Source organism: Pseudovibrio sp. Ad26, from assembly GCF_001623285.1.
GTDB lineage: Bacteria > Pseudomonadota > Alphaproteobacteria > Rhizobiales > Stappiaceae > Pseudovibrio > Pseudovibrio ascidiaceicola.
Window position 1 is genome coordinate 188,473 of record NZ_LMCE01000146.1, and the last position, 24,353, is coordinate 212,825.

A 24,353-nucleotide genomic window follows, 5' to 3' on the forward strand; every position below is an offset into this window, starting at 1 on the left:
ACTGCATCCACTCACGCAGCGGAAAGCGCGTTAGTGATCGCTCTCCGCTGCGTTGCCCTTTCCCGCCGCATCTGCTTCATCAGCCTCAGGAACAAGAGCCTCAACAATTTTTCCGGCAAGATCAGAAAAACCCAGAATGCCAACCGTTTTTTTTAACGCCGCGTCCGCGTCACCTTCAACGATCATGGCTTCAAAGCAGGATTTGATGACGCGGATCTTTCCGCTCTGAAGACCAGCCATGATTTCAGAGATGGAGAGATCAAGTTCAGCATCAATCTGATCGAGCGCTTGCATGTTCGCGCACAAAATCACATCACTGCCGTTGAAGGTGCAAGCCACTTCACCTCGCGATTTGTTGGGTTTTCTCATGTGAGCACATCCAATTCAAAGGTGATGTCACCAGTCATGGTTAGCTCAAGAGAGAACTCCAACTCACCTTGCATCGGACCGCTCACATCAACCTTGTTGAAGACCACCGTCCCAGTAAAAGTGCCCCATAAAGGAACAATAATTTTTGCGTTGGCATACACCTGCCCAACAGCGTGTTGTACAACTCGCTGATAAGTCTCAGAACTGGTAGCCACACCATTGCCACTGAGGGAAATTGTTCGGATACCGTAAGCACCTGAGTAGTTAAGAGGGGCACTTGGATTATCACAATTAGGCCGCGTGGTATCGACCACTTCGTTGTTAATCGAAAGGCTCTTATCTTTAACCCCACACACGCTTTCAAACGTTTCAGGGTCACCGCCATTGCCAAGCTGAATCAACATCAGCTTGCCTTGGGATTCTGCACCAGCCATGCTTAGCTCTCCAGTTTTCGGATAGTAAATTGAACCGCCATCACGCCATGGCGTGTGACCCCGTCAGGATCTTCTAGCGATTGGGTATGCTCTACCAACGAGAAGCAGGTTGAAGGCCCATTGATATCAACGCCCACATCATGCAATCGCTGATAAATCTCAGCCATGATTGTCTTCAATTCCGTTTGCCCAGGTGAGCGCGACCAGATGTGAAGCGTGATGACATGCTCACCACCAAGTGCACCATGCGCATCATCTGGAACATCGCTGACTTCACCCATCTCAATCAACGGATAGTCAGAACCATCTTTGCGTTTGTGGTCATGAACACCTCGAACCCCTTCAATGACTGGAGTGGTCAGAGTGCGATATAGCCAGTCCTGCAACGCAACGGCGAACTCCATCATTTTTTGAAAGCTCTCTTATAGGCTCGATTGAGCGCAGTGCTCATACGCCGTTGATGACGACGCTTGAGCAGCCTGCGAACTGGATTGATGAATGGCTGCGCGGCAGTTTTCACAGTTCCATACTCAATGAGGAACCAGCGCCATAAGCCGTAAACACCCCACGCGCTCGAAGTCGCATATGACTTGGAAGTCTTGCCGCCCTTTTGTGTGAAGGTTGCGATGCCATCATCGACCTCACGATATTCAAGGGACTCTGCGAGATCACCATGATCTCTAGTGACAAGGCCCTTGGCAAGATCAACGAACTCTTTGCTACTCTTTTTGTTGGCCTTTTTCATTTCGTCGTCGATAGCTGGGATCATTTGGCGAGCTTGAGCTAGATGCTTCTCAATAGCTCGCGTATCAATCTTGATGCCGTCAGCCATCAGACCGCGACCCCGCGCTCAACAACCAGCTCCAAGCGCCGCTTACGCCGATCTGGATCGATGATTGAGCGGATGTTGTAGATCTCACTATCGATCACAGCGATATCTTTTTCGCTCAGGCTTGCTGCTTGAGAGCAATAACGGACATGCAAAACCCCAGAGGCAGGAGCACTAATCGTACCAGCCGCTACCCGCTCCCGACCTTTGGACATCTGAAGCTCACAGCAGGTCTCAAACAAATCACCCCACTTATCTTCAGCACCGCCCCTGCCATCAGGCACAGGAGTATTGCGCCGAAAGATCACGGTGTCTCTGAGCTTGCCTGCCCGCATATCAAATTATCCTTGAAGAGATTAACCGCTTACCCAGCCAACACGATTCTTGTCGATCAAGCGTTGAGCGCTCAAAGGCAGCTCACTGGCAATGGTGCCCACCACAACAGGTTCACGGTGTTCGTACCAGTTCCCAACCATCAAATGAGCGGCATGAATGATATCGCTGGGAACGTCAGCAGATGAACCATATCCAACAGTGAACGTGATGCTCAATGCCTCTGGGTGGTCCGACATAGACGGCCATGCAAAGCCAGTTCCCGGAAACACTTTGGTTTCACTTGACCTGCGAAGCAGCCAGAGCTTGGCGGGATCAATTGAGTGTTCATTGCCATCAGTATCGAAGTAAGAAGCGCTCTCGATTTTCTGGACCGGACCACAAGGCAGCTTCAGTTTTTGATTGCCGCAAGGTGGCCGCGACCACGCGCAGCGCCAGACTTGCGTGACCAGCGCCTGACCAAGACAACCGGACGGACCATCGAGAAACTCTGTTGCCGTCCCAATCAAGCGCTGCAGAATATCGTCATCATCCGAGTGCTTCACGCAGACCTGTCGCTTTACGTCTTGCAAAGAGAGCAGCGCCTCAACTGGTCCGCTCACTCGCTCGTAATATCCGCGATCATCAAAATGAGTTGTCATCTGATAGCCCGTTACTTAGATGCATCAGCCTTGGCAGTAGCTTTGCGAGCACGCGTACGACGCGCTGCCTTGCGAGGCTTAGCCTGTGCAATCTTTACAGCCTGACCAGCCGCGATCATTCGATTACCTTCCTTGATCGGCACATCAACGATCTCACCAGCTTGCTGGGAAAGAGTTGGACCAGATCGAGAAATCAAAAGCTTAACTTGCATGACGTTCTCCAATTCAAAAAAGTCGGACGGCATCACCGCCCGACTGTTTCAACACCCAGGTTGATTAACCCGGCATCGCCAGATGCTTGATTGCACGCTCATCGCCCAAGCCGCCGTCAAAGCGAATAAGACCTGCAATGCCAACATTCGGCCAGAACCGCTCTTTCATCACGCCAAGGATCGGACTTCCGACCTTGCGCACGTAGTACTTGGAGAAGTCGCCAAACAGCATTGGTTTCGCATTCGCCTGAATGCTCTGCATTTCTTGGTTCACTGAGTAAGGAACACTCACCGCACCAACCCGCAACCGCCCCGTACCATCTGGAGCTTCGGTGATCAGGTAGTTGCCCTGCCCGTCTTTCAGCTTTCTGACCGCCAGCAAAGTGTTGTCATTGAACATTGCACGAGCTTTCGGGGAGCGGCGATAAGCTGGGTTTACCGAATGAATGAATTCCAGAATTTCATCCGAGGTAATTGCAGCATTGGAAGCAGTCTCTTTGCCCAAAGGAGCCGCAGGAACAATACCCGCGACACCACCACCACCAGCACCCAAGGTGAGCTGTCTGTTTGCAATGACACCAAGACGCTCACCGAGCAGCGTCTTGATCAGGGTTTCCATCGCAAGAATGCTGTCCTGAGCCAGTTCCAGTGAAAACTTAACAAATGGCGTGTTGAACGCATACGCATTCAACGTGAAGCGACCGAACTCGATATCGCCGCTGCCATCGTCTTTCGGCTCGCCACCTTCTGTATGGGCATCACCTGATTTGTCGGTGTCATCAATCGTTGGCATCGGGATAGGATTGCCGCCAGTGGTGGTAAGAACAGTACAGATGTCCTCATCGTACATAGGGCCGAAGTCTGCCATTGCTTGAATGAGGCCAGATTCCAGCTCTTCTGGCACGGTAAAGCCACCAGCAGCACCAGTTGCCGTTGACTGCGCACGAAACTCAGCAATGCCCTGCCGCAGCACTTCGCGCACCTCTTGCGGCAACGCAGAAAGATCACCAGCACTGCGCAGCATCTCACCAAACGCGCTTCGATAAGTTACGGGTTCATTTTCATCAACGCCGCGACCTTCATCACCATCACCATGAGGGCGACGCTCATCACCAGCGTTGGCAGAACGCTCAGCCTTTTCTAGCTTTTCTTCACGCTCAGCCTGTTTTTCCAGCTTTGCGTGATCAGCCATCATAGTATCGAATTCACCTTCGATCTCGGCTGCACGTTCTTCTGTTGTATCGTCTTTAATTTCATCAAGTTTTGCACGAGCGTTCGTGGCAATGCGCGCCATCTTCTCGCGCAGCTCTTTAAGCTTGCTCATTTCATAGCTCCAGTTTTTTGAAGAAAGCGCCGACTAGACGCGAGAGAAAGCAAATGGGCGCAGCCTATTTGCTGTTTGCCTGTTCCATTTGAACAAGGCCCAACTGCATCCGCCGCTTACTCACAGAAACAGCGGATGATTTTCGTTGCGGGGAAAGGTTCTCACGATGGGTCTGCAAACTACGCAGGCCAATTTCTGTTCCCTCATAAGCGGGGTTCGTAACAACCGAGACATCATAGAGTGCGGCCTTCACAACATCACGCATCGGAGGATCGACCGTTTCGTCCCATGTCTCTTTGACAGCCGAAAAAGCGAACGACATTTTATCCAGATCACCGCGCTGCATCTTGGGAATGAGCGCCTGCACATCGGGATCATTTGGATCAAGCTCAGTCTCTATCTTCAAGCCGTGATCATCTTCGGACAACTTCAAGGTGCCTGAGCGTGTCCGAGCGAGAGGCAACCCATGATGATTGACCAGAAAGACAACATCGTCTTTTCCGATTGCATCCGAGAAAGCCCCCGGCAAAATTCGCTCTCTGAAGAATCCGCAAATATCCGTTTCTTGATTGAAGACCGCCGCATATCCAGTTACGCGGATGCCCTCGCCATCGTCACCTTCACGGACTTCAACGGCTTGCCCCATGCGAGTTTCATGCTTCATCGTCGCCCTCTTTCTTAGGCGCAGCACCAGCCTTCGGCGCTGGCAGATTGAGTTGATAGTTGATTGGGAATGTTCCGCCTTGAATGAAGAGATGTTTGCCTTCTGGAGCATCACTCAAGTTCTCACGCCGACGCGCCTCATTTGGCATTAGCACGCCGTGCGTGATGCCTGTCGCATAGCCTTCCATGCGGGTCTTGAAGTCACCGCGCAGCAGGCCATCCATATTGAACTCAACAAACTGGTTACGGTTTGAGCGGCCAAAGAGCTTTAGGTTTAGCTCTTGCTCAAGCTGGTTCACCCATCGGCGGATGGTGTGCTTCGTCAGATGCAAGTCCTGCTGTTCAACATTGTTGAACTTTGCACCTGTGAGATCCTGCAGGAATGCGGGTGGCAACTGGTAAATGCGAGCAACTTCCTCGATCCCAAATCGTTTAGTCTCGATGAGTTGGCTCTTGTCTGGATCGGAACCAACCGTCTTGATCTCCATGCCATTGGGCAAAGTGAATGCATTCCGACGCTTGGCCAGCACATCTAAGATTGTGCCTTCAAACTCTTCAGCCGCACGCTTGATAGCTTCCTTGGTTTGAAAGTTACCAGTCACCACATAAGGCGGCACACCACCATTATTGAAATAGTTACTGGCGTAGCTGTTGGAATCAATCATCAGGCCAATAGCTTGAGCACATGCAGCAAGCGGACCGCGATGCTTGAGCAAGTTGCCCTGCATCATGAATGCCAGGTCGATGATCTCACGCGCTTCATAGACCAGCGTACGTTTACCATCACGATATTCATAGAAGGTGCGACCAACCCGGCGAACGATTGTCACCTTTGAAGGATCAAGCGGCCATAGATTGATGACCTGCTCCCGTTTGTTGCGCTCGACAAAAGTAAATGCTCTACCACCTGTCAGCACGTTCATGAAAAAATGATAGCGCCACTCAAACGAGGTTGTCTCATCATTGACTGCAAAACCGAGAATGTCTGCGATGCCATCTCTTACACGCTTACGGTCATCCCCTGTCCGGTCATAAACATGCAGCGGCAAACTCGCCAAGGTGGACGCAATGAAATTCACCGCACACCAGATCGCTGGAATACTCAAAGCCGCATCAATGGTAACAACCGTTCCGCCCTTTGAAGTGTAATTGGCCATCCCGAAGGACTGCAGAAAATTCTCAGCAGTTGGCGACACACTAGGATCTTCGAGTGTGCTGCGCTTTTCAGCCCGCTTGATCGTTGGGATTTTCATGAAGCCACCAATTTGAAGTTAGGGTCATTGTCCCACGGCGTCGCAGCAGGTCCGCTATCAAAACGCTCGCGGCATGTAGCAACACCAATCGACATCGCCAGAGTAACCATGCCGTCGATGCGACCCGTTGCTTTTTGCTTGTCGAGCATCCGGTGTCCGGTTCTATTCTCTTTGTAAGCGACGTTTGCTGCGCAAGTGTTCATCATGGGATTAGAGGCAATTCGAATACGGCCCTCAGACACAGCATTTTCCAACTTGTTTATGGAATCGGGCATCCACAAGTAGACTTCCTGAGCACCCTCAGGTTGCTCCTTGTCTCTGTCGAGAATCCGCTTTTGAAAGCCTTGCGGATGTGCCGTCATAGGCAGGTCTGCACCGATCTCGTTTAAGTGGTCCTGAAGTTGCTCCAAGCCGTACTCGTCGCAGCCAATCTCCTCTGGATGGGCCTTTGCGCAAATCTCCTTTAGCGCTTCAGCTACCCACCTGTAAGAAATCCGCTTGCCCTTCACCGCCTCAATGAAGCCCTGCTCGACCCACATGTCATATGGCGCTTGATCTTCTGCTGCCCGCTCACGAAGCGTGTCCTCTGGTGTCCAAAACCAAGTGAAGGAAGCAAACACTTCCTTGTCTGGGGTGTCATCAAGAACCCAGGTCAGCGTAAACGCAGTGAAGTCACGAACGCGGGAAAGATCTAAACCGCCGTAACACGGATAGCCCGCCTCGATCAGGCTTTCGATTGTCAGCTCTGCATCAAGACACGAGCGCCATACTTCCTGTTTGAATGCCGCATTGTCCGCCTCTGTCCAGACACAAAAGTGAAGTCTGGCGATGCCGTTCTTTTTCCCCGGCATCATCTTGGCTTGATTAACTTGGAGCTGGAGATAATCCTCAGTCAGGATCGTGCCAAGCAATGGGTTCGCCTTGACCCAGCAAGATGGATCATCCAACCAATTGTCGCCTTCATCCAGTCCGCAGACAAATGAGAAAGTCGTGTCATCTTCTACAAGACCAGAAGCGACATTGATGGCTTGAGTTCTTTCTTCATAGCAAATCCCGTTACGATCTACCCCGGCATTGGTTGCCATAAGCAACAACGGCTGCTTACGGAACTTGAACCCACGCTCCAACATATCGATGGTCTCGCGGTTTCTGTGCTCGTGAACCTCATCGCAAAGTGCAACACTGGGGCGTAACCCTGACTTCCCTTCATCGGAGGAGAGCGGTTTAAACTCACGCTTGCCACCATCTTTCGCGCGGTAGACCAGAGAGTAAACCGGATCGATTCCCAGCGTCTTTATGCGGTTACTCAAGCTAGGAGATTGCTGCACCATCGCAACAGCATCTTTGAACAGAATTTGCGCTTGATCTTTTTTTGAAGCCGCTGCGTAGACTTCTGCTCGCGGTTCCCTTTCCCTGACAAGTCCGACCAGACCAACGCCCGCAAGCATTGGAGACTTGCCGTTTCCCTTGCCCTCTTCATCGTACATGCGCCGAAACCGACGCATCCCGGTTTCTTTGTTCTTCCAGCCAAACAGCGACCCAACACGAAACTGCTGTGATGGATGAAGATGGAACCGCTTATTTTCAAAGTCGCCGCCATTGAGCCGCAACCGCTTGGGAAAAAACTCAATGACCTTCAGAGCTTCTTCGCGATCAAAATAGAATCCGCGCTTGCCTGCTTCATCCAGATCGCGCAAGTGGCGCTCACAGGTGTGACGTATGTGGGGACCTGCAATCACGCGCCCCGCGACTACATCCTCAGCCCACGCGGTAACTGGATCTATTTCAGGATTGGTTCGCATCAAGCAAAGTCGTCTTCATCGAGATCCAGTTGGCCTTGAGCTGGATTGGCTTTAAGCCCGCGCTCTGCTGCAGGAGTTAATCCGAAGTCACGTGCTACCGTGAGGAACTGGCGAAAGGTCTCATTGAGCTGAGCAACCTCAGGCCGGTTCTTGATTTGCTCCCCATTGCGTGTCTCGGAGATATAGGTTTCACCAACGCCGGGAGTGATCAGGTACTTGCGCAAGGTCTCATGTCTGGCAAGTGCCTCACACATGAGAACGAAACTTTCCATGTTGTAGAAGTTGAGCCGAGACACAAGCGGGTTGCACACATGAGGTGCAATGCGATCATAAACTTTACTGCCACCCTTGGTCAGGTGGTCTGGCTTCATATCAGCGGCGAGCTGCTTGCCACGTTCGCGCAGAGCATCTGGGTTGTTGGTCCCCGTGAGTGGAACAACGTTTTCATTGCCGTTGGGTGTTCTGCCCTTCACCTGTCAGCTCCTTCAAACCCTTGTTCCAAGTGGCTTTTTGTCTCCAATTCCCACTTTTTGTGAGAAAACCCTCCCCCTCCGGTCCTCAACTTTCGCGGTGGGAGAAATCGACCCCACCCCCTACCTGTTCGCCGGGTGGTTGGGATCGACTGGCCATCCGCTTTCATCGACCTCGGAGCTGTAACCGCGCTGCTCTTCGCGCTGCTTCACGATGTCATGATGATCAGGACAGAGGGTTTGAACGTCGCCAAAGTAGAAGAGGTATTCATCGCCACGGTGTGGCTGTATGTGGTCGCAGACTAGGAACCGCCGCCGCTTGTGTGGTTGAGGAGAGCCATCCAGTTTCTTGCTCCCGTCATTGAGGATGCCAACTTTCGAACACATCACACAGAGAGGATTCTCTGCCAGATGATCAGCCCGCCGCCGCCTCCATCGCGCAGTCTTGTACCACTTGCGATAGGCTTGAGCCTCTTGTGAGCGTCCGTAATCTGCCAACGTGACCCAAACAGAAAAAAGGCCCGCCTCATCAGCGAACCAGTTAAACGCACCGCATGCGTGTCAAAATTCCATAGAAACTCTTCGCGCCAACTCCGCCATTCGGCGTCTTGTGTTGACTGGGCCCCGCGTCCAGCTCGCTCTGTTTGGTATGGCGGCCCTTGGCCTGCCCAGGCTCCGGAGATCCACGGTGGTCATCCTGAGCGACATGATGGTTAACGCAGTGCCACTTTGTCAAGTGGTACGATCACGTTTGTGCTTCGTCCAAACACATCCAGCTCCACTCGCAGGCTCTCTCCATTTGGCTTGATGTCCTGAACTTGCCCCCTGCAATCAACGAACGCACCAGCGATCAGCACTACGTTGTCACCAATCTCAAATGCCTGACCTTCTACGCTTTTCTTCTCTAGCTGCGCAGATTTCTCAGCCTCCATGATCAGCTCCATTTCCCGAGCTGGCACCAAGTACGCGGGAGCCTCAGGTTCAACCGCAAGAATTTTTTCCACACCATCACAGCTGCGCACCTGATCACAGGTCATTCCCGCCTTGCGGTTCAACCCGACAAACAAGTAACGCGAGAACATTGGCTTGCTTGTCTCAATCGCCTTCTTTCCTCGTTTCCGCTTTCGTAGCGCAGGAATCATCGGCAGGTAAGTAAGCGCTCCAGTCGCATCAATGCTGGAACAAGCCCGCAATTCGCAGCGAGGATTAGTCTGAACCACAATCCAATCAAGCTCGGCAATACGAACCAAGGCTTGAACAGTCGAGTAAACTCTACAGATCGCGTTCCCACCAATGTTCCTTGGTCCGTTCATTCAGCAGCCTCCTGAGTTGCTGTTGTGGTATTGATAATTTGGCCGTGCACAGCCTCAAAGTTTTCAAGAGCCCTCTTCACCGCCCCAAGCAAAGCCTCAGGTTTATTATCATCGATGAGCCCCACATCAGTCCCGTCGAGCTTCGGCATGTAGACCCACTCAGGCAAATCGCGATCAACACCAAACCAAGGCCAGCCGCGCTCCTCATGCAGCTTCTCCCAAGCCTTCCAGAGTTCAGAGCCGACTTTCACCTGAGAGAACTCATCCGCAAGGGGAACCAGCTCATTGGCAACCGTCACACCCTTCGAGCTTGTCTGCGCCCGGTGCTGCATGGCGTTGACCCGAGGCCATCCATATTGTGCCCTGCGTTGCCGCTTCTCTCGCTCAGCCGCCTCCCCGTCTCCCTTCAAAAGCCCAGCAAGAAAAGCCGAAGGTTTCGGAAAGTTGCCGTAGTGAGGCTGGAGCAAATCAGCAAAGCGGTAGACACCCCAGAGCTTGCCGAACGGTTTGGCGGGCTCTGCCGTACCACTGCCAGTCGCTTTCGATGGAAGCTTCTCCCAGCGTTTTTCCTTGAGATAGACGGCAAACGCACACATTTTGGTTCGACCAATTTGCTTGCAGTGCCGCTCGTAAGCACTTGCCTTCGAAGATGCTTGCAACCGCTCATCCTCGGTCAGATCAAACCAAGCCTTCTCAGCGGAGTCGGCACTATCCGATGCAAACGTCGACCAGCTTGCATGAACCTTTTTCAGCCTTCGAACCCACGTTTCATGAGAGACTTTGCCCTTATTGTCATTTTTTACATTCTCGCTCTCACGCGCGCTCTCTCTCATATGGATTGGTATTGGATTGTTAAGTGGGTTGTTCTTATCTTGGTCCACCTCATGGACCACGTTAGGTCCACCACGTGCACCACCTTCGTCCACCTCGTGCACCACCTTTTTTAAGGGAGGTAGTCCACCACATGCACCGCCTTCTTCTTCACTCTCAGCAGTATTAACAATACGCTCAGTTAAGCTTGGTGCATCCAATTTCCTCTCTGGCCATCGAGCGACATAGTCTTTTCGCTTCCATCTTTGCCCTTTAAAACCATGCTGAGAGATCGAGACCCAACCCGCATCTCTTGCCACTTCAAGGTGCTTCATGATTGCGTTTTTGCTCAGGCTGCTATGCTCAATCAACTGGTCGATTGACGGGTAACAGCTCTCGCCCATCTCGTTCATGAACAGCGCCAGAGTATGCAACACATGCTTGGTTGTTGGTGCGAGGTCTGACTTGCTAAACGCCTGCCTCCAACTCCAAGCCCTGCGACCATCATTCATGTCACACCTCCCACTTCAGGAAATTTGAGCGAGTATTCGTTTCGCGTGAGCTTTGCCCCGTCGGCATCATGACGCTTCACGACGATCCAGTCGGACACCTCTGCAAGCTTCAGATGCTTAATCACCGATGGCTTACTCAGTCCGGTTCGGTCTGCCAGCGTCCCAACGGATGCCCAAACACCCTCGCCCATACGATTTGCGAAAAGGCTCAGCGCAAACAGCACGAGCCGAGTGCTTGCTTCCAAGTCGCTCCGCGAAACCTCGCGATGCCACTCCTCAACATTCTGAAATTCACACACTACAAACCTCCATCGGCTCCAGGTTAGTGAACAACGGACCCACATCAGGCTCAGGCACCGCTTGATTGACTTTCAACTCGGCAGGCCCCATCCAGTCCTTCTCGATGCGCTCTTGCGCAATCGCTGCATACTCTGGATTGAGTTCAATCAGGATCGCTCGCCTGCCATGCCGCAGCGCGACTAAACCAGTCGTGCCAGCGCCGCCGAACGGGTCCAAAACAACACCGCCTCGCGGACATCCCGCCTCAATGCAGCGTTGCGCTAGTTCTGGTGGAAAGGTTGCAAAGTGCGCACCGGGGAAAGGTCGAGAGCCCACCTTCCAGACGGCGACAGGTGCAGGCTCATAATTGCGGAGATTGCGATGCGTTTGCTGCACATCTTCATCCTCTCGCATGTAAGAGCACCAATCCTTATGGCCCTGACCTGCTTGATCTATTGGTGGTTTCCGCTTTTTACCGCGAGATTTTGTTCCGCCTGAAACAGGTTGCTTGACCACTTCTTTGTCGTAAAAGTAGCGAGGCGACTTAGTCAGAAGCCAGATCTTCTCATGGGCCACCGCTGGTCTATCGCGAGCGGTTTCCGGCATCGGATTGGGTTTTGCCCAGATGATCTCGCCACGAACCCACCATCCAGCATCTTGCAATGCAATTGCGAGCCGGTTCGGTACCATGCAAAGGTCTTTAGGCTTCAAGGTGCCTTGGATGGTCGAGAAGGGCTTTTGAGTAAATGTCCGATCATCATTCTCGCGCCGGATCCGCCCATCTGCACCCGCTTTATGCCCTGCCGGAGTGGTCGCATAGCAATCGCCATAGTTGATCCAACAAGTGCCCTCTGGTTTCAGCACGCGCCGAACTTCCTCGAACACCTCAACCATCTTGTCGAGATGCTCTTTTAGCGTCGGCTCAAGCCCCAGCTGCCCATCAACCCCATAATCGCGCAGCCCCCAATAGGGTGGCGAGGTCACCACGCAATCAACGGAGTTGTCAGGCATCTCACGCAAACGGTCGAGCACGTCGCCCAACCGGATTTCGCATGGTAAGTCGCTAATGTGGAGGGTTTCAGGAGCGCTCATGCAGCAACCCTCCCGAGGAATTCCGTAGATCGACGCCTAGGTGAATGCGTGTTGCAATCGGCATCGCAAAAAGATGCAGAGAGCCTTGCCGGATGCGCCAACATAGCAAAGCTCTCTGCGCACACTGGCAGGAAAGGAACAGCCAGCATGAGTGATGATGAGATTGAGACAACTAAGTATCGATGAGTTCGCACATACGTGATGAAATTCAAGCTATTAAACAGGGGACATGCATGATGACCTTCTTGCGCATCATCGTAACAACATTCGCAATATTGATTGGCACAAGTAACACTTATGCCGAACCAAGCACTAAAGTTGCTCGGGAACTTGGCCTTTTGATTGCATCTGAAGAAATCTGCCTGCTCACTTACAGCCTGAAGGCTATCTCCGATTATGTGACAAAGCACGTACCCCCAAATGATATGGAATTTGCAGACAACTTGCGTCGTTCGATCAGAGTCGCAAAACACGACATCAACACTATGGCGCCTAGCGAAGTGACGGCCCATTGTACTCAGATTATTCGTTCTGCTTTGTACTATGAGTTCATCGACTAGTTTTGCTACTTTCGGCCCCGCCATTTCAGGCTACCTTGATAGGGCTTGAACAGAACGATTGCCCTGCTATTCCTGCAGGTAAAGCAGGTAGCGTTATTCCCCGTTCTTGCGCAATTCCTTGGGCGTGCTCGACCAACAGTGAGGCAGTCTCAAGACGCAAATCCCGTTGTTTTCCGTTAATGAACTTTGATAATGCATTCTGCCCGATACCGGAGCCAACTGACCATTGGTAAGGCGACAACTCAAGAAGTTCTGTGACCCGAATAACCCAAACACGAAAGCCCGCTGGTTTCGGGATTGCTACGCCGATGCTCATCAAAATCTCCAAAAGGTCTATATTCACCTTTTGTGGTTATATATTAATTATAAGATTGATGAAATCACTTTTTGGCATATTCCCTTTTTCACCGTTTAAGGTGAGTATGCCTACATTAGGAAATTTTGAGGATTCAACCCAAAGTGGCAGACAAGAAACGCAACCAAGATGAGCTAGATCTGTGGGACCACCGCAGAAGGAACCTAAGCGCTCTTATGGCGTACAAGCGAACTAACGCTAAGCAGGTTTCCGAAAAAGCTGGCCTCAGCATCAATACAGTGTCAAAGTTTGTGCGCGGTGAAACCCACACCCTACGATGGTCTTCTTTGGAGAAAATTTGTCAGGTCTTGGATCTTCCAAATGCATCCATTCTGGATGAAGATAATCCACTGTCTACAACAAAAAATAAACTCTATGAGCTAATTAAAGAAATGTCAGAAGAAGACGCCAAATCACTACTTGATGAATTAAAGTAATTCTTTAATCTAACATCTCTAATCTTTTTTAGAAGGTTTTCCGCTTCTTGATCAGACATTTGACTCACTTTATCGATTAACTTTTCCCTAAAAGTAAATGATGTATCTTTCATGACTTCCTCACGCAGGGGATGTTATAAACAATACATGCACACATTGCATTGCGTGTAAATACAAATACGCTTATATTCACCTCATAAGGTGAAAGGTAAGCACATGCTAGATGAACGTTTTCACGCTATTGCCGATCACGGCTTCGCTATAGGCATCGGGAGTTTTGTCGAAAATGACTTCGACTTACAAACGACTTACGCTCCAGACTGGCAACAAGAGTACTTCAATCTTGGTGGTTTAGCCAAAGACCCCGTCGTTCAGTTCGGATTACGGAGCTCTGGGCTTCAAACTTGGGACAACTCTAGTCCGAAGACTGATTTCTTGAGAGCTGCTCATGACCATAATCTTTGCCACGGTGTTGCATTTAGCAATGCAATTTCAGGTAGCAAGCTAATTGCGGGAGTAGCTCGCAGTAGGGGCTTTTCTCTACTTGAGAGGACGGCTATTCAGACCAACTTAAGAAAACATCACCTCAACCAGCTTTGTGAGAAGACCAAGCAGCTCAATCCACTTCAAAAGACGCTAGTTCAACTGAGTGCACAGGGATGTAGAAGCAAAGAGATTGCCCATTATTTTGAGGTATCTGAAGAGGCCATCAAGCAGAGAAAAAGCAAAATCCAAAAGTTGATTGGCGTAAATAATTTCACTTGTGTCACCGCTCTTGCTGCTAGAGTCGGCTTTGCATTTCACCCAATAAACTAGAGGAAACCATCGGCAATTTTGGCGATTGTATCTCTGTAACAACATTACGGAGATAGACATGCAGTCAACTTGCCTCAGTTTCGAGACTATCCACAAACACGGCGATTTGTGGCTTCAACACCTAAAGCTTCGAAAAGCTCTCTTTGTCGACCAAATGGGCTGGAAGATCCCACACAACAATCTTATTGAGTGGGATGAGTACGATACTGGCAACACTCGCTATGTCATCTCACACAAGGATGGCAAGGTTGTTGCCGCGTCCAGATTTAATCCGTGCAATCATGATGCATGCGGACGCTCATACATGATCAGGGACGCTCAATTAGGTCGCTTGAGCAATTTTCCTAATCTCAAGATTGACGCACTCCCCACCGACACTGTCACATACGAAGCAACTCGCTTTACTACTGATCCCCTGCTTTCCAAACATGATCGATCCAGAGCATTAGAGCACAATGCACTCAGCTTAGCTGAGGCGGCTCAAGAACTGGGAGCCTCTCGACTAATAGCACTGATGCACCCAGGGTTCGCCCGTTGGCTATCACGTATCGGGCTAGCGACACATCCAATTGGGCCAACTGTAGAGGGCAGTGACGGAGATAAAATCTGCGTTCTGGAAATGAACCTGAAAAATCTCTAATGTTTTTGTTTGACATTAACCTTTTACGGTGATTTTATTACAAACAGTCAACAAACAACTTCAATAACCTTATGCCACTAATCACTTGAGTTGAGAGATAGAGCGCCGCTTTGTCTCTCAATCATCAGAACGGAGCACTTCGATGCAAACCTCCAAAGTCGTTCAGTTTCCTAAGGTGAAGCAGCACCCCAAACCGACAAAATCCGTACAGGACGTAGGTGAAGATGCCCTTGCCCGCACAGGCGAAGCCCACGGAGACATCTGCATCTTTCGCTCTGATTTGCGCCTCATGCTGGAGCGCACCCCTAACGACCGCAAACAGATCACGGCTCGCATCCTCGCCTTACGCGAGACCTTCAAAGAAGCTGAGTTGCAGCTCGTAAAGCTCCTGCAGGAAATGCGGACCGCCACCCCAGCAGAAGCCAGCTAACGAAACTATTTCCACTCACGAACTCAGCCTCAATAGGAGAAAGCAAATGCCAATCTCAAAACAGAAGCTAAAAAAGGAAAATCAGAACCTAACCAAACGCATCGCCGAGTTGGAGCGCATCAACAAACAGCGCGCCAAAAATACGAAGCAAGCAAAAGAAGTTAGAGCGAAACTGCGCCCCTATCTCGACAAGATCAGCATACCAAACACAGCAATCTTAGATGCTGCTGCAAAATCCGCGCAAGCAACCAGCACCCCAAAGAGCGCTGAGCAAATCGCCGTAATCCAGAAGCAAATCAGAGAACTCAGCACGGCCATCCACCGTCTGGAGATGATCGAGAAAAACCGCATCTTGGCCAACCGCAGAGAAAAAGCCAGAGACAAAGCGAGACAGGTGGAACGCCAAGAGTTCATTCACCTTCATGAAAAGAGCCGCGAGAAAACCACAGCTGAACTTCTTGAGGACTTAAAAGACCAATTGTTCTACGACGCCTTCCCCCCTCGCTCTTAAATTCCCTCATCCGCCTTTAGCAATCTCGCAAGAGGAACAGTCCCATGAATAGCATTGAGAAAGTCGTATCTAGTAATCTCTGCCGCGAGATCCTGTTCCACGTGAACGAGGCCGCGAAGCTATCCGTTCTGGTGGTCTTCGCCATAGTGCTGCTGTTCCTCGCCCCCGCTCTTGATGAAACAGTGATCGAGGCAAAACAGAGCATCTCCTCTGAGTTCATCAGCACCCAGCTTTCCTCTTTTGACGTCCTAAACGAACGCTAGAAGGTTCATGCGCCAATGAAACATGAAGCGAACTCCCAGGCCTTACTTTCCCCTGTTGCCGTGCCTCTCTACAAGCTCAAGGCAGCTCTCGAACTCATCAAAACCGTCGACAAGCTGCGGCCCTACATCAACTGCCTCAGGGTTGAAGTGAAAGACGAAGACGCTCTTCTGATCGCCACGAACGGTCATGCATTACTCGCACAATCCGAAGCACTTGGCACCAACGGTGGACGGGGGAGCTTTGAAATCCCCGGTCAAATCCTTGACCTGCTTCCTAAGCTTACAGAAGGCAGCAGGAATGAGCTTTTCCATCTGTCGCCAACCACAGTACGTGGACCAGTATTGAATTTTGGCTGGGAGCCCACCAAAGGCCATGAGTACCCCAACTGGCGCCGTGTTATCCCAAGCGATGACTACGAAAATTCGGTTGCGAAGTTCGACCCCAAGTATGCTCTGCTTTTCAATAAGATCAGCAAAATCCTTCAAGCGCGCAGTTGCCACATCCATCCCAACTGCGAACCTAATCCTGCACTGGTAACGTTTGACAGAGCACCTGAAGCATTCGGCGTCATCATGCCGATGAAAATGGGTGACTTCCCAACAAAGAAGCCCTTCCCGATCTGGGAGCACGAGGCTGAGGAGGTAGTCGCATGACTGATAGGCCTATCCTCTTTTCCAGCCCGATGATCCAAGCCCTACTCGAAGGGCGGAAGACACACACACGGCGCATACTAAAACCGCAACCAACCGCATGTGGTGGAAAATTCCCCGGCGCAATTTACGAGAGTGATTATAGCTGGCCAACCGGAAAGCATGGTTGCTTCACAGTGAGCTGCAAGCCCCATCCACCAGAAAGCTACCTCAAAGCCTACCCGCTTAAACCAGCCCCCGGCGACCTGTTATGGGTCCGTGAAACATGGGCACGGATCGAGGAAGTTGAATGTGGTTGCTCTGAGATATGCGGATGCCCGCAAGTTGGTGAAGTTCGTTATCGGGCAACTGTCGGTGATGATGAACGGCGCTGGAAACCCTCAATATTCATGCCACGCAAGTATTCACGTATCACTCTGGAAGTGACCAACGTGCGCGTTGAGTTACTTCAAAAAATCTCAGCCAAGGATGCTGTTTCTGAAGGCGTGCAGCTGAAGCACTGGATAACTGGCAACTATCCAGAACACGATATTGGTGTTGAACGCGAAGGCGAAGTTCTCCGAAACAAGTTTCGCAATCTCTGGAACACCCTCAATGAAAGTCGTGGCTTCGGTTGGAACGCGAACCCATGGGTGACCGTGACTGAGTTCAAAGTGCATCGCTGCAATATTAACGAGCTAACTAGCAAGGCCGTCGCATGACCTTCTTCCCTCTCATCCTCACAGTGAACACTATCCGCATGTGGCAGCTCTACTGGTTTGGTCAGGAGCCAGTTCACTACGGCTCAACTTTGCCGCAGGAGAACGAGCAATGAAGTGCCCAACTTGCGTAGGAACCGGACGCGATGACTATTTCCACCTTGCATTAAGCGAGTGCGAACGCTGCAACGGAACCGGCTCACTCCCGATTGAAGACCTAAATCCATCTGCCTTGAAGTCGGCAACACGAGCCTACTGGTCTACCCTGCCCGTGAGCGAACACCAGCCCTTTGATGTTCTCACGCCTGACAATCAAATCAACCTAGCTTGGCACGCTGCGAAGGTCATTCTCGCTTACCAAGAACGCGACGAAGCAAATCAAACCTCGTGATGACTGAACTGTAAACCAAACTCAAGGACACCAAGATGCTGAAGATATTCGGACGTGGCAGATCAACAGAGAACGACGCTTTTTGCGGCATAGGGTTAGGCGACAAAGTAAAAGATACATTGTCAGGCTTCACTGGCATTGTTCTGGCACGATCAGAACACATTACAGGCTGCAATCAACTGTTCGTGCTCCCTAGTTCAGAGAAAGATAATAAACTGAACGACGGCCAGTGGTTCGACGTTGAACGAATTGAGAAGCTGGAAGACAAAGCCGTTGAAATAGCTTCGCGTCGTACGGGAGCAGACATTCCGCTACCGCGAGTTACAGGCCGTTCAATCTAATTGCCGAGGTTACTCCTCCCAAGCGCAAATGCGTCGCCTCGGCATGAGCGGCTCAGGAAAGGCGCACCTGAGCCGCTTCCCATCTCCTCTAATCAGGAAACCACCACAATGGCAATCGACCTAGCTGCAAACGGACTCTCGAAGGACGACACCCTGATCATCGAGATCATGTCTCTCGCCTATAAAGCAAATCTTGCAACCGACTACGCTGTCTTTGTGAGCTTTGACGGACACGTCAGCATGCTTCGAGTGGCCATCGCGAAGAGCAAGAAAGAGTATCAGTTCAAGTTAGCTGAAACGTACCTCCTGCCGTCCTGCACAGCCACACAACTGGAACGTTTCGAGAAACTGGAACGGATCAGAGGTCGCCTGCAACGCTTACTAGACACTGGCGACATCGCGGCATGCGGCATGGCTACAGTTCCTGAATGCCACGACCTCTTCATTCTCTGAACTTCAAACACTGGATTGAGCCATGTTCCGTATTTCCCTTAAATACCACGAGATCAGAGGATCGCTCGAAGAGGGTCCAACCCTTCTCATCAAGCGCATCGTGTCACTCTTTGGCTGCAAGATGCAGCTTCACAAGTTCATTAGAGCTGACAATGAAGGCTCGTTTCACACACATCCAGCATGGGCCATTCGCATTGTACTTCGAGGCGGCTACATCGAAGAGCTTGGCAACGGAGAATTCCGCGAATGGAAGCCCGGCAACATCGGGATTGTCCGCCCCGAACTTGAGCACCGAATCCACAAACTACGCAACAGCTATGTGAGCTACTCGCTTTGGCTACGCGGCCCTAAAGTCCGCAACATCAAACTACGCGGGTACCCTAAGCAGTTTGAGGAAGACGGGAGCGAGTAATGCAGTTGGAGCCCGACATGAACCCTATTCACATCGGCATCAAGCTCACAACAAAGCCTGAAGCCTTGGCAGAGATCCTGACTGCTGTCGCCGTGAATGCTCCTCCTGAGCTTGTCGAGCAAGTCAAAGAGCACATGCCGGAAGCGCTCCACGATCAAACATCCAACTTTCTTGAGAAGTTGCTGATCGCAATAACCATCTAAACCGACGAGGTGAGATCCAATGGAAGTGAAAGAGCTTACATTCAAGGGCAGTGAGAAGACAGTGCTTTACGCTTGCGGTGCTTGCGGACTCCTGCATTCTCCTACGATCTATGCATGCGATAGCGAAAAGGCCCATGCAACAGCCCACCGCTTTGCCGAGGACTGCTGCAAGCCAAAGGTTTGTGAGTGTGGCGTTGAGCTTGGAAAATCGCACTACACCGCATGCGAGAAGTGCCGAGAGAGAAAACGACTTGAAGCAGCCCAGGTTGTTAAGGCCGAAGACTACCATGGCGTAGTACAATCGGAGACCAACTCTGGCGACTGGGGCGAAGGTTACTTCTCAGACCTTGGCGAAATCAGCGAGCACTGTCACGGCCACGATGAAACCGAACCAGCTTATGTGTTTACATGCACCGAGAAGCTACTTCAGATCGACCCCGAGAGCATCCTCTTAAACGCTGCAGACGACATGCATGAGGATGCCCACGACCAGATTGAAGCAGCAGATGAGCTTTTCGCATTCATCAAAGAATGGAACACCAAGCAGCACTGCAAGACCTATTACCCCAACTGGAAGCAAGTGATCATCCTCGATCAAGCGCGCTTCGACGCTGTTCTCAAGCAACCCACGTACCCCATTTAACGCTGGAGCTTGAAATGGAATTTCTAGCAATCATCCAAGGGGGCGTCGGGCCAGATGAATGGGAGGAAGAAGTGAAGATCGAATACGCTGACGACTTCATGGACGCGGCAACTCAAGCACAAGGCCACGCAGAAGAAATGCGCGGGTTTGTCTTCTCACTCGAATTATCCAGCTAAGTCTGTTTTCTGGATACCCGCTCTATAAACGAAGGTTTGTTATGACGCAGCCATCGAAAACAACACAAGCCCAGATGAAACGAGCAATCAAAGCCGCTCAGGATTGCGGACTGACACTGCACGAATGCGTCATAACAAGCGCCGAAACACGCTTGGTATTCTCAAAAGTTGACGCCAAGACAGCTAAGTCGCAAACTGCGGGACCGAAGCAATGGCCAGAGCACATGACATGAAACTCAAGTTTCCCGGTCTAATCAAGGAAACAATGCCTTCTGGAAACACCCGTTGGCGCGTGAGAGTAGAAGGCCAAAAGGCACGTCGAATTGTTCTTCACGTCTCACCTGACCACAAAGAATTCCTCGAATGCTACCTCGCAGCAAGACGCGGCATAGAGGTCAAACCAGAATCCAAACCAGAAGAAAAAGCAATCAGAGGTTCTGTAAGTTGGTTGATCTATCGTTATCTTGAAAATCTAAAATCAGACGTAGAGAACAACTTGTATTCTGAGGACACGCTCAAGCAAAGAAACAATCTCTTGAGCCGACTACATGCAGAGTATGGTGAATACGATTTCCAGATGCCGCAACAGGCTGTCTTGCAAATTCGCAACAATATGAAATCCACCCCCGGAGCTGCCGACAACATGATGAAAGCAATCCGAGCCATGTACAAATGGGCAGGCGAGATCGGAGACTGCAGCAAAGATTTCAATCCGGCAACTGGAATTAGCAAGCTCAACAAGAGTTCAAAGGGCGCTATCCCATGGACAGTTGAAGACCTGAGGAAGTTCAGAGAAGCGCATCCCGCTGGAACGACTGCCCACCTATGCCTTACTCTTTTTATGTTCACCGCTTGCCGCATCTCGGATGTGATTTGGCTAGGTAGAGAGAATGAGTTTGACCGAAGCGGAATCAAAGGTCTTGGCTGGCAACCCCGCAAGCGAGGATCAGCCTTTGTTGAGATCCCAATGCTACCACCTTTGATGAAGGCGACCAGAGCGGCCACTGTACAAGGACGCACCTACCTTCTTACTGAGCACGGCAAATCCTTTGCTTCACCAGAGAGCCTACGCAATCGCTTCAGGAAATGGTGCTTAGCAGCTGGACTTGAAAACCGAAGCTCTCATGGAATTCGTAAAGCAGCAGGTCACCTCTTAGCCCTTGAAGGCTGCTCTCAATATCAGATCATGGCAATCCACGGCCACGCCGAAGCGCGAACCTCTGAAGTTTATACTGAAGGTGTTGAACGTTGGAATCTCGCCCGCTCCGCAATGGAGACCCTGAAGGGGCTAGAGTGGTAAAGTGTCCCACGCCTGTTTTTTCATGGGACACATTGCAACTTAACTAATTGAAAATAAACAACATTGAATGAGGAATGGTAGGCCCGGAGGGACTTGAACCCCCAACCAGTCCGTTATGAGCGGACGGCTCTAACCAGTTGAGCTACAGGCCCTTACCGAAGACAGGTTCTACACCAACAACCACGGGTGAGTAAATTGTTTATAGCAGTGAACAAGGCAGATCCTGTTGAAACTTGGGGATGCGCCTTTTCCCCGGCAGATCAACAGAGCATTCATCACAAAGCTTTATAAATACCTGATTTTAAGAGACTATGTGAAAACTAACAGCTTCCGGCAGCCTGACCCCTTGGAGTGCATGATGCGCCAGCCTCTCATTAAGTTCACCGCCTCTTTGTTCCTTCTTGTCATTATTGGCTGGCTACTCTTCATAGGGCGCTCCCTCATTATACCCCTGATTATCGCACTAGTGCTTTGGTACATTATCAACTCCATGTCCTCTGCCCTGCGACATTTGCCTGTGGTTGGACCGTATCTGCCGCGCCCGCTCACCATTTTGTTGGCCCTGTTCGCGATCTTTTATGTCGTCGGCATCCTGTTCAACATCGTCTCAGTCAACCTGCAGCAGCTGGCGTTCGATGCGCCGACCTATCAGGGACGGCTTGATGAGCTGCTGCTCAAGCTTGCCAACCAACTGAATATGGAAAAGCCGCTCCAGCTTTCCGACATCCTGCCCAACTTCTCGCTAAGCGCAGCCCTCAGCACCGGAGCATCCGTTCTCACCAGTCTGGCCGGGTCCAGCTCACTGGTGTTCATCTACGTGCTCTTCATGATCTTTGAGGCGGCAACCTTTGACAAAAAGCTCGCTGCCCTCTTTGAAGATTCCGACCGCGTACAGCTTGCGTTCGCCATCCGTGGAGAGATTGGTCGTCGCATGCGCCACTACATGGGCATCAAAACCGGTGTCAGCATCATCACCGGTTTCCTCACCTACGGCATCACGTCATGGGCGGGCCTGCCCTACGCGGCCCTTTTCGGGTTCATCGCCTTCCTGCTCAACTACATCCCGACCATCGGCTCTCTGATTGCCGTCATTTTCCCAAGCCTGCTGTCACTGGTCTATTTCGACACCCTCACACCATTTATCGCGATTACTCTTGGGCTGGGAGCAGTTCAGTTCATTCTCGGCAATCTGGTGGAACCACGTCTGATGGGCACACAACTTAACATTTCACCCCTCGTCATTATGATCTCCTTGAGCTTTTGGGGGGCATTATGGGGCGTCATTGGAATGGTGCTGTGCGTGCCACTTGTCGTGCTTGCCATCATCATTTGCGCCCAATTCCCATCTTCGCGCCCCATTGCAATCCTGTTGTCGGGGGATGGCAATGTCGGCGATCCGATAAATCTGGATCATCAAAATCAAACCCGTGAATTGACATGATCACGCCTGAGAGCCGCCGCAATTGTAACTTCTAATTGCATTTCTCGATATTCGGCTGATCAAGAATGACAGTCCGCAGCACGGATCAGGCATCAGCCTCAACAAATTTGAAACTGGAGAATTTAATGCAGAGCGAACAGAAGAAATTGCGTCTTCCAAGTATAAGCGCGCTGGCAGTTGCTGGTCTTGTTGCCGCTGCTCTTGTTGTATCCAGCGGTGTCAATGCCAAGGCTGCTGAACAAACTGGCAAGATCACAATCTCAGGCCAGGGATCGGTCAACGTGGCGCCTGATATGGCGACGCTGGTCTCCCGCGTAATCACACAGGGTGATGATGCAAAGTCCGCCCTTCAGCAAAACTCCGTCACCATGCGCGCCATCCTGCAGGATGTTGAAGACGCAGGCATCGAAAAAAAGAACATCCAGACCACCGATTTTGACATCTCACCGATCTATGACAACCGCCGCCTCAAAAACAATGAGCCAAAAGCTCCTGAGATTGTTGGCTACCGCGTGCAGAACGGCATCCGCATCAGTCTGAAGGACATCACCAAACTGGGCACCACACTGGACATGCTGGTGCAAAACGGCTCCAACGATGTTGGCCAGATCCAGTTCGGCGTATCCAATCCTGAAAAATATATTGATGAAGCCCGCGAAAGCGCCGTGAAAGACGCCCGCACCAAGGCGGAAACCTACGCGAAAGCTGCCGGTGTTAGCCTCGGCAAAATTCTCAGCATTTCCGAAGCCGGGTACAACCCGCGCCCTTACCCGGAAATGATGGGCATGAGAGCTGCAAAAATGGACAGTGCCCCGCCAATTGCAGCAGGTCAGGAGACCCTCTCGTCATCAGTTACAATAACCTACGAACTTGTGCAGTAACACAAGCCTCCAATGCAACCTCTCAAAACCCCGCCCCAAGCGGGGTTTTCTTTTTTAATGCCGACAACCATCATAGTCCGGCAACATGCACACTCCCACGAGTGCTTCTATATCGGGGGCTGATAGGCTCCCCCAGACATTCATTATTTATGCATATTCTGAAGCCGCCTCGTTTCAGTACACCTCACAAAGCACGCAGCATTTTTCATCGTTTCAACAACTCAAAACCGCGCCAGGCTTCACGTAGGCGACCGCCAAGTGCCCGCATAAACCTAGCTATTCAAGTTGCCTTCACATCTGCCGAAAAAAGGACCTCCTCGTGCTGTAAGAAAGCTAAGCCTGCGAAACAAAAGGAACAATCCGCCAATTTATGTTGGGCCAATTTTTGCAAAATCGATTTATTGAGATAGCAGGT

38 protein-coding genes and 1 tRNA gene are annotated in these 24,353 nt (G+C 51.1%); 20 read left to right on the forward strand and 19 right to left on the reverse strand.

Annotated elements, in window-relative coordinates; translation table 11 throughout:
* Window positions 1-30 precede the first annotated feature (30 nt).
* The 17 genes from PsAD26_RS24595 to PsAD26_RS24670 all read right to left on the reverse strand — a co-directional run bounded on the left by PsAD26_RS24595 (window position 31) and on the right by PsAD26_RS24670 (window position 12,336).
* Window positions 31-369, reverse strand: coding sequence for a hypothetical protein (locus PsAD26_RS24595; RefSeq protein WP_153041575.1), 339 nt, complete (start codon window positions 367-369; stop codon window positions 31-33).
* Window positions 366-803: a phage tail tube protein gene (locus PsAD26_RS24600; RefSeq protein ID WP_057465664.1), complete on the reverse strand. Its 438-nt coding sequence runs from the start codon at window positions 801-803 to the stop codon at window positions 366-368. The genes PsAD26_RS24595 and PsAD26_RS24600 overlap by 4 nt, the downstream gene beginning before the upstream one ends.
* Window positions 804-805: 2 nt before the next feature.
* Window positions 806-1,210, reverse strand: coding sequence for a DUF3168 domain-containing protein (locus PsAD26_RS24605; protein ID WP_084403823.1), 405 nt, complete (start codon window positions 1,208-1,210; stop codon window positions 806-808).
* Window positions 1,207-1,635 (reverse strand): HK97 gp10 family phage protein, encoded by a 429-nt coding sequence (locus PsAD26_RS24610; RefSeq protein WP_063307704.1) that lies wholly within the window; start codon window positions 1,633-1,635, stop codon window positions 1,207-1,209. Before PsAD26_RS24610 ends, PsAD26_RS24605 begins: the two co-directional genes overlap by 4 nt.
* Window positions 1,635-1,967, reverse strand: a complete 333-nt coding sequence (locus PsAD26_RS24615; protein WP_057465661.1) for a phage head closure protein — start codon at window positions 1,965-1,967, stop codon at window positions 1,635-1,637. The genes PsAD26_RS24610 and PsAD26_RS24615 overlap by 1 nt, the downstream gene beginning before the upstream one ends.
* 21 nt (window positions 1,968-1,988) lie before the next feature.
* Window positions 1,989-2,606 (reverse strand): hypothetical protein, encoded by a 618-nt coding sequence (locus PsAD26_RS24620; RefSeq protein WP_063312504.1) that lies wholly within the window; start codon window positions 2,604-2,606, stop codon window positions 1,989-1,991.
* Window positions 2,607-2,617: 11 nt separating this feature from the next.
* Window positions 2,618-2,818, reverse strand: a complete 201-nt coding sequence (locus tag PsAD26_RS24625; RefSeq protein WP_153040795.1) for a hypothetical protein — start codon at window positions 2,816-2,818, stop codon at window positions 2,618-2,620.
* A gap of 64 nt (window positions 2,819-2,882) precedes the next feature.
* Window positions 2,883-4,142, reverse strand: coding sequence for a phage major capsid protein (locus tag PsAD26_RS24630; protein WP_063312505.1), 1,260 nt, complete (start codon window positions 4,140-4,142; stop codon window positions 2,883-2,885).
* A 64-nt stretch (window positions 4,143-4,206) separates the two neighbouring features.
* Complete coding sequence (locus PsAD26_RS24635) at window positions 4,207-4,806, reverse strand: HK97 family phage prohead protease (protein ID WP_063307709.1); 600 nt, start codon at window positions 4,804-4,806, stop codon at window positions 4,207-4,209.
* A complete protein-coding gene (locus PsAD26_RS24640; RefSeq protein ID WP_063312506.1) occupies window positions 4,796-6,058 on the reverse strand; it encodes a phage portal protein in 1,263 nt (420 codons plus the stop codon). The genes PsAD26_RS24635 and PsAD26_RS24640 overlap by 11 nt, the downstream gene beginning before the upstream one ends.
* On the reverse strand, window positions 6,055-7,860 hold the full coding sequence (locus tag PsAD26_RS24645; protein WP_063312507.1) for a terminase large subunit: 1,806 nt from the start codon (window positions 7,858-7,860) through the stop codon (window positions 6,055-6,057). Before PsAD26_RS24645 ends, PsAD26_RS24640 begins: the two co-directional genes overlap by 4 nt.
* A complete protein-coding gene (locus PsAD26_RS24650; protein ID WP_063312508.1) occupies window positions 7,860-8,333 on the reverse strand; it encodes a P27 family phage terminase small subunit in 474 nt (157 codons plus the stop codon). The genes PsAD26_RS24645 and PsAD26_RS24650 overlap by 1 nt, the downstream gene beginning before the upstream one ends.
* Window positions 8,334-8,453: 120 nt before the next feature.
* Window positions 8,454-8,828 (reverse strand): hypothetical protein, encoded by a 375-nt coding sequence (locus PsAD26_RS29185; RefSeq protein ID WP_084403825.1) that lies wholly within the window; start codon window positions 8,826-8,828, stop codon window positions 8,454-8,456.
* Window positions 8,829-9,043: 215 nt separating this feature from the next.
* Window positions 9,044-9,643, reverse strand: coding sequence for a transcription termination/antitermination NusG family protein (locus tag PsAD26_RS24655; protein WP_063312509.1), 600 nt, complete (start codon window positions 9,641-9,643; stop codon window positions 9,044-9,046).
* Entirely contained in the window at window positions 9,640-10,965 is a 1,326-nt protein-coding gene (locus PsAD26_RS24660; RefSeq protein ID WP_063312510.1) for a helix-turn-helix domain-containing protein, read from the reverse strand. Before PsAD26_RS24660 ends, PsAD26_RS24655 begins: the two co-directional genes overlap by 4 nt.
* Window positions 10,962-11,264, reverse strand: coding sequence for a helix-turn-helix domain-containing protein (locus PsAD26_RS24665; RefSeq protein ID WP_057465652.1), 303 nt, complete (start codon window positions 11,262-11,264; stop codon window positions 10,962-10,964). Before PsAD26_RS24665 ends, PsAD26_RS24660 begins: the two co-directional genes overlap by 4 nt.
* Window positions 11,257-12,336, reverse strand: coding sequence for a site-specific DNA-methyltransferase (locus PsAD26_RS24670; RefSeq protein ID WP_063312511.1), 1,080 nt, complete (start codon window positions 12,334-12,336; stop codon window positions 11,257-11,259). The genes PsAD26_RS24665 and PsAD26_RS24670 overlap by 8 nt, the downstream gene beginning before the upstream one ends.
* Window positions 12,337-12,569: 233 nt before the next feature.
* Here PsAD26_RS24670 and PsAD26_RS24675 point away from each other — a divergent pair, with 233 nt between their 5' ends.
* Entirely contained in the window at window positions 12,570-12,896 is a 327-nt protein-coding gene (locus tag PsAD26_RS24675; RefSeq protein WP_063312512.1) for a hypothetical protein, read from the forward strand.
* Window positions 12,897-12,921: 25 nt separating this feature from the next.
* Here PsAD26_RS24675 and PsAD26_RS24680 read toward each other — a convergent pair whose 3' ends face one another.
* Window positions 12,922-13,212, reverse strand: coding sequence for a hypothetical protein (locus tag PsAD26_RS24680; RefSeq protein ID WP_063312513.1), 291 nt, complete (start codon window positions 13,210-13,212; stop codon window positions 12,922-12,924).
* A gap of 143 nt (window positions 13,213-13,355) precedes the next feature.
* On the opposite strand from PsAD26_RS24680, the gene PsAD26_RS24685 reads away from it, so the two are divergent.
* The 17 genes from PsAD26_RS24685 (at window position 13,356) to PsAD26_RS24755 (ending at window position 21,616) form a co-directional block, all read left to right on the forward strand.
* A complete protein-coding gene (locus PsAD26_RS24685) occupies window positions 13,356-13,688 on the forward strand; it encodes a helix-turn-helix transcriptional regulator (RefSeq protein ID WP_063312514.1) in 333 nt (110 codons plus the stop codon).
* 216 nt (window positions 13,689-13,904) lie between these two features.
* Window positions 13,905-14,504 (forward strand): autoinducer binding domain-containing protein, encoded by a 600-nt coding sequence (locus tag PsAD26_RS24690; protein WP_063312515.1) that lies wholly within the window; start codon window positions 13,905-13,907, stop codon window positions 14,502-14,504.
* 58 nt (window positions 14,505-14,562) lie between these two features.
* Window positions 14,563-15,144: an acyl-homoserine-lactone synthase gene (locus PsAD26_RS24695; RefSeq protein WP_063312516.1), complete on the forward strand. Its 582-nt coding sequence runs from the start codon at window positions 14,563-14,565 to the stop codon at window positions 15,142-15,144.
* A gap of 142 nt (window positions 15,145-15,286) precedes the next feature.
* Complete coding sequence (locus PsAD26_RS24700) at window positions 15,287-15,574, forward strand: hypothetical protein (RefSeq protein WP_063312517.1); 288 nt, start codon at window positions 15,287-15,289, stop codon at window positions 15,572-15,574.
* Window positions 15,575-15,620: 46 nt separating this feature from the next.
* Window positions 15,621-16,085: a hypothetical protein gene (locus PsAD26_RS24705; RefSeq protein ID WP_063312518.1), complete on the forward strand. Its 465-nt coding sequence runs from the start codon at window positions 15,621-15,623 to the stop codon at window positions 16,083-16,085.
* Window positions 16,086-16,129: 44 nt separating this feature from the next.
* Complete coding sequence (locus tag PsAD26_RS24710; protein WP_063312519.1) at window positions 16,130-16,348, forward strand: hypothetical protein; 219 nt, start codon at window positions 16,130-16,132, stop codon at window positions 16,346-16,348.
* Between the two features lie 15 nt (window positions 16,349-16,363).
* Complete coding sequence (locus PsAD26_RS24715; protein WP_063312520.1) at window positions 16,364-17,002, forward strand: hypothetical protein; 639 nt, start codon at window positions 16,364-16,366, stop codon at window positions 17,000-17,002.
* On the forward strand, window positions 16,999-17,700 hold the full coding sequence (locus PsAD26_RS24720; protein WP_063312521.1) for a hypothetical protein: 702 nt from the start codon (window positions 16,999-17,001) through the stop codon (window positions 17,698-17,700). Before PsAD26_RS24715 ends, PsAD26_RS24720 begins: the two co-directional genes overlap by 4 nt.
* Before the next feature lie 109 nt (window positions 17,701-17,809).
* The gene (locus tag PsAD26_RS24725; RefSeq protein WP_063312522.1) at window positions 17,810-18,088 is read left to right on the forward strand and encodes a hypothetical protein; all 279 of its coding nucleotides are present in this window, start codon (window positions 17,810-17,812) and stop codon (window positions 18,086-18,088) included.
* Window positions 18,089-18,123: 35 nt separating this feature from the next.
* A complete protein-coding gene (locus PsAD26_RS24730) occupies window positions 18,124-18,429 on the forward strand; it encodes a hypothetical protein (protein ID WP_063312523.1) in 306 nt (101 codons plus the stop codon).
* A 108-nt stretch (window positions 18,430-18,537) separates the two neighbouring features.
* Complete coding sequence (locus PsAD26_RS24735; protein WP_057464050.1) at window positions 18,538-18,882, forward strand: hypothetical protein; 345 nt, start codon at window positions 18,538-18,540, stop codon at window positions 18,880-18,882.
* Between the two features lie 22 nt (window positions 18,883-18,904).
* Window positions 18,905-19,294, forward strand: coding sequence for a hypothetical protein (locus PsAD26_RS24740; RefSeq protein WP_063312524.1), 390 nt, complete (start codon window positions 18,905-18,907; stop codon window positions 19,292-19,294).
* Window positions 19,294-19,497 carry a hypothetical protein gene (locus PsAD26_RS24745; protein ID WP_063312525.1) on the forward strand — a complete coding sequence of 68 codons (204 nt, stop codon included), beginning with the start codon at window positions 19,294-19,296 and terminating at the stop codon, window positions 19,495-19,497. Before PsAD26_RS24740 ends, PsAD26_RS24745 begins: the two co-directional genes overlap by 1 nt.
* 19 nt (window positions 19,498-19,516) lie before the next feature.
* Window positions 19,517-20,140 carry a hypothetical protein gene (locus PsAD26_RS24750; protein WP_063312526.1) on the forward strand — a complete coding sequence of 208 codons (624 nt, stop codon included), beginning with the start codon at window positions 19,517-19,519 and terminating at the stop codon, window positions 20,138-20,140.
* A 14-nt stretch (window positions 20,141-20,154) separates the two neighbouring features.
* Window positions 20,155-20,316 carry a hypothetical protein gene (locus PsAD26_RS29790; protein WP_193758355.1) on the forward strand — a complete coding sequence of 54 codons (162 nt, stop codon included), beginning with the start codon at window positions 20,155-20,157 and terminating at the stop codon, window positions 20,314-20,316.
* A gap of 41 nt (window positions 20,317-20,357) precedes the next feature.
* Window positions 20,358-20,549 carry a hypothetical protein gene (locus PsAD26_RS29545; protein WP_153041576.1) on the forward strand — a complete coding sequence of 64 codons (192 nt, stop codon included), beginning with the start codon at window positions 20,358-20,360 and terminating at the stop codon, window positions 20,547-20,549.
* On the forward strand, window positions 20,546-21,616 hold the full coding sequence (locus PsAD26_RS24755) for a tyrosine-type recombinase/integrase (protein WP_084403837.1): 1,071 nt from the start codon (window positions 20,546-20,548) through the stop codon (window positions 21,614-21,616). Before PsAD26_RS29545 ends, PsAD26_RS24755 begins: the two co-directional genes overlap by 4 nt.
* Before the next feature lie 75 nt (window positions 21,617-21,691).
* Here the strand turns inward: PsAD26_RS24755 and PsAD26_RS24760 are convergent.
* A tRNA-Ile gene (locus PsAD26_RS24760) sits at window positions 21,692-21,768 on the reverse strand.
* Between the two features lie 206 nt (window positions 21,769-21,974).
* Between PsAD26_RS24760 and PsAD26_RS24765 the strand changes: the two genes are divergently transcribed.
* Together PsAD26_RS24765 and PsAD26_RS24770 are read left to right on the forward strand one after the other, a co-directional pair.
* Complete coding sequence (locus PsAD26_RS24765; RefSeq protein WP_057461156.1) at window positions 21,975-23,057, forward strand: AI-2E family transporter; 1,083 nt, start codon at window positions 21,975-21,977, stop codon at window positions 23,055-23,057.
* A gap of 125 nt (window positions 23,058-23,182) precedes the next feature.
* Complete coding sequence (locus PsAD26_RS24770; protein WP_063312701.1) at window positions 23,183-23,938, forward strand: SIMPL domain-containing protein; 756 nt, start codon at window positions 23,183-23,185, stop codon at window positions 23,936-23,938.
* The last annotated feature ends 415 nt before the right edge of the window (window positions 23,939-24,353 follow it).

Excerpts from the sequence above, each read along its gene's own strand:
- PsAD26_RS24645 (WP_063312507.1), bottom strand. The coding sequence starts at position 7,860 with ATGCGAACCAATCCTGAAATAGATCCAGTTACCGCGTGGGCTGAGGAT.
- PsAD26_RS24765 (WP_057461156.1), top strand. The coding sequence starts at position 21,975 with ATGCGCCAGCCTCTCATTAAGTTCACCGCCTCTTTGTTCCTTCTTGTC.
- PsAD26_RS24730 (WP_063312523.1), top strand. The coding sequence starts at position 18,124 with ATGCTGAAGATATTCGGACGTGGCAGATCAACAGAGAACGACGCTTTT.
- PsAD26_RS24720 (WP_063312521.1), top strand. The coding sequence starts at position 16,999 with ATGACTGATAGGCCTATCCTCTTTTCCAGCCCGATGATCCAAGCCCTA.
- PsAD26_RS24715 (WP_063312520.1), top strand. The coding sequence starts at position 16,364 with ATGAAACATGAAGCGAACTCCCAGGCCTTACTTTCCCCTGTTGCCGTG.
- PsAD26_RS29790 (WP_193758355.1), top strand. The coding sequence starts at position 20,155 with ATGGAATTTCTAGCAATCATCCAAGGGGGCGTCGGGCCAGATGAATGG.
- PsAD26_RS24595 (WP_153041575.1), bottom strand. The coding sequence starts at position 369 with ATGAGAAAACCCAACAAATCGCGAGGTGAAGTGGCTTGCACCTTCAAC.
- PsAD26_RS24755 (WP_084403837.1), top strand. The coding sequence starts at position 20,546 with ATGAAACTCAAGTTTCCCGGTCTAATCAAGGAAACAATGCCTTCTGGA.
- PsAD26_RS24610 (WP_063307704.1), bottom strand. The coding sequence starts at position 1,635 with ATGGCTGACGGCATCAAGATTGATACGCGAGCTATTGAGAAGCATCTA.
- PsAD26_RS24745 (WP_063312525.1), top strand. The coding sequence starts at position 19,294 with ATGCAGTTGGAGCCCGACATGAACCCTATTCACATCGGCATCAAGCTC.
- PsAD26_RS24710 (WP_063312519.1), top strand. The coding sequence starts at position 16,130 with ATGAATAGCATTGAGAAAGTCGTATCTAGTAATCTCTGCCGCGAGATC.
- PsAD26_RS24725 (WP_063312522.1), top strand. The coding sequence starts at position 17,810 with ATGAAGTGCCCAACTTGCGTAGGAACCGGACGCGATGACTATTTCCAC.
- PsAD26_RS24600 (WP_057465664.1), bottom strand. The coding sequence starts at position 803 with ATGGCTGGTGCAGAATCCCAAGGCAAGCTGATGTTGATTCAGCTTGGC.
- PsAD26_RS24630 (WP_063312505.1), bottom strand. The coding sequence starts at position 4,142 with ATGAGCAAGCTTAAAGAGCTGCGCGAGAAGATGGCGCGCATTGCCACG.
- PsAD26_RS24615 (WP_057465661.1), bottom strand. The coding sequence starts at position 1,967 with ATGCGGGCAGGCAAGCTCAGAGACACCGTGATCTTTCGGCGCAATACT.
- PsAD26_RS24740 (WP_063312524.1), top strand. The coding sequence starts at position 18,905 with ATGTTCCGTATTTCCCTTAAATACCACGAGATCAGAGGATCGCTCGAA.
- PsAD26_RS24690 (WP_063312515.1), top strand. The coding sequence starts at position 13,905 with ATGCTAGATGAACGTTTTCACGCTATTGCCGATCACGGCTTCGCTATA.
- PsAD26_RS24770 (WP_063312701.1), top strand. The coding sequence starts at position 23,183 with ATGCAGAGCGAACAGAAGAAATTGCGTCTTCCAAGTATAAGCGCGCTG.
- PsAD26_RS24680 (WP_063312513.1), bottom strand. The coding sequence starts at position 13,212 with ATGAGCATCGGCGTAGCAATCCCGAAACCAGCGGGCTTTCGTGTTTGG.
- PsAD26_RS24620 (WP_063312504.1), bottom strand. The coding sequence starts at position 2,606 with ATGACAACTCATTTTGATGATCGCGGATATTACGAGCGAGTGAGCGGA.
- PsAD26_RS24660 (WP_063312510.1), bottom strand. The coding sequence starts at position 10,965 with ATGAATGATGGTCGCAGGGCTTGGAGTTGGAGGCAGGCGTTTAGCAAG.
- PsAD26_RS24735 (WP_057464050.1), top strand. The coding sequence starts at position 18,538 with ATGGCAATCGACCTAGCTGCAAACGGACTCTCGAAGGACGACACCCTG.
- PsAD26_RS29545 (WP_153041576.1), top strand. The coding sequence starts at position 20,358 with ATGACGCAGCCATCGAAAACAACACAAGCCCAGATGAAACGAGCAATC.
- PsAD26_RS24705 (WP_063312518.1), top strand. The coding sequence starts at position 15,621 with ATGCCAATCTCAAAACAGAAGCTAAAAAAGGAAAATCAGAACCTAACC.
- PsAD26_RS24700 (WP_063312517.1), top strand. The coding sequence starts at position 15,287 with ATGCAAACCTCCAAAGTCGTTCAGTTTCCTAAGGTGAAGCAGCACCCC.
- PsAD26_RS24625 (WP_153040795.1), bottom strand. The coding sequence starts at position 2,818 with ATGCAAGTTAAGCTTTTGATTTCTCGATCTGGTCCAACTCTTTCCCAG.
- PsAD26_RS24640 (WP_063312506.1), bottom strand. The coding sequence starts at position 6,058 with ATGAAAATCCCAACGATCAAGCGGGCTGAAAAGCGCAGCACACTCGAA.
- PsAD26_RS24750 (WP_063312526.1), top strand. The coding sequence starts at position 19,517 with ATGGAAGTGAAAGAGCTTACATTCAAGGGCAGTGAGAAGACAGTGCTT.
- PsAD26_RS24655 (WP_063312509.1), bottom strand. The coding sequence starts at position 9,643 with ATGAACGGACCAAGGAACATTGGTGGGAACGCGATCTGTAGAGTTTAC.
- PsAD26_RS24605 (WP_084403823.1), bottom strand. The coding sequence starts at position 1,210 with ATGATGGAGTTCGCCGTTGCGTTGCAGGACTGGCTATATCGCACTCTG.
- PsAD26_RS24670 (WP_063312511.1), bottom strand. The coding sequence starts at position 12,336 with ATGAGCGCTCCTGAAACCCTCCACATTAGCGACTTACCATGCGAAATC.
- PsAD26_RS24675 (WP_063312512.1), top strand. The coding sequence starts at position 12,570 with ATGATGACCTTCTTGCGCATCATCGTAACAACATTCGCAATATTGATT.
- PsAD26_RS24635 (WP_063307709.1), bottom strand. The coding sequence starts at position 4,806 with ATGAAGCATGAAACTCGCATGGGGCAAGCCGTTGAAGTCCGTGAAGGT.
- PsAD26_RS24695 (WP_063312516.1), top strand. The coding sequence starts at position 14,563 with ATGCAGTCAACTTGCCTCAGTTTCGAGACTATCCACAAACACGGCGAT.